1 protein-coding gene is annotated in these 1,428 nt (G+C 42.2%); it reads right to left on the bottom strand.

The window, feature by feature from the left end; genetic code table 11:
* Positions 1-162: 162 nt before the first annotated feature.
* The gene (locus tag DWZ44_RS18000) at positions 163-1,404 is read right to left on the bottom strand and encodes an IS256 family transposase (protein WP_117805440.1); all 1,242 of its coding nucleotides are present in this window, start codon (positions 1,402-1,404) and stop codon (positions 163-165) included.
* Positions 1,405-1,428 lie beyond the last annotated feature (24 nt).

Raw genomic sequence — 1,428 nt, 5'->3', positions numbered from 1 at the left:
GAGACTGTGAGAAAAAGTCTGTAAATAAGATTCTTCTATGATAATAAAGGGTGAAAAGTTCTTTCATAGAGCTTTTCGCCCTTGTTTTATATATAACAGTTGCAAATCTGCATGTCAAGAGCAGGCGGATATTCCGCCCGTCTTAACATGTCTCAAAACGGATTATTCTGGTAATCGTCCCTCGTACATAATACTCAGTTCCCCGTAAACTTGTGCCCAATTCCGGATGGTTGTCGTCCATTTTTTTGTTACCTCAAATGTGGCCAGATACAGGGCTTTCAGAAGTGCGGTGTCACTTGGAAATACGCTTCTCTGGCGGTTCAGCTTACGGTAGGTTGAATTCAGCGATTCGATCGCATTGGTCGTATAAATGACCTTTCTGACGGTGGCTGAAAATTTGAAGATCGGGGAGATCGCATCCCAGTTATCTTTCCAGCGTTTCATGGAATTCGGATATTTGGGAGTCCATTTTTCTGTTACCCGATCCAGAGCAGACAGTGCTTTCTTTTCATCTGCAGCCTGATAGATGGTCTTCAGGTCTGTTGCGAAAGCTTTTCGGTCTTTATCAGGGACATATTTCAAAGTGTTCCTTACCTGGTGCACGATACAACGCTGATACTCTGTTTTGGGAAAGGCGGCAGCAATAGCTTCTTTGATTCCTGTCAGGCCATCAGCACAGATGATCAATACATCTTTTACACCCCGGTTTTTCAGCTCATTCATAACCGACAGCCAGTATTTTGCACTTTCATTGTCTCCGATACTGATCGTCAGGACTTCCTTCTTTCCTTCTGTATTGATTCCCAGAATGACGTAAGCGGCAAGCTTACGGATCACTCCATTATCCCGCACAGAATAATGGATCGCATCAATATACAGGATCGGATATACCTCATCTAATGGTCGGTTCTGCCAGTCCTCGATCTGTGGAAGGATCTTGTCTGTAACATCAGAAATGAAACTTTCGGATGTTTCAAAACCATAAATATCTTCGATAGTTTCGGAGATCTGTCGTGTAGTCATACCTTTTGCGTACATGGAGATAATCTTTTGATCAATATCAGAAATGTCTTTCTGGCGTTTTTTTACTACCTGTGGCTCAAAAGTTGATTTACGATCCTGCGGCACTTCGATTTCCATAGAACCATAACGGCTATTGACCTGTTTGCGTTTATAGCCATTTCTATAGTCATCATTATCAGAACGTTCTGATTTTTCATAGCCGAGATGATCATCCATTTCCGCTTCCATCATCTCCTTAATGGTGCCGCCTAAAAGATCTTTCAGGGCGTCCTGGATATCTTCTGCGGACTGAATATCATACTCTTCAAGAAGCTGGTGGATAATGTTTCTTTTTCCTTCTGTCATTTGTACTCGATGTACAGGTTTCTTTTGTCTTGCCATAATAAAAGGCCCTCCTAATGATAT

This window comes from Blautia sp. AF32-4BH (assembly GCF_003460565.1).
In the GTDB taxonomy this organism is placed as follows: Bacteria; Bacillota; Clostridia; order Lachnospirales; family Lachnospiraceae; genus Fusicatenibacter; species Fusicatenibacter saccharivorans.
The sequence above is the reverse complement of the archived record's forward strand: the minus strand, read 5'-3'. Positions and strand labels throughout refer to the sequence as shown.

Coding starts and splice junctions, on each gene's coding strand:
- DWZ44_RS18000 (WP_117805440.1), bottom strand. CDS start 1,404: ATGGCAAGACAAAAGAAACCTGTACATCGAGTACAAATGACAGAAGGA.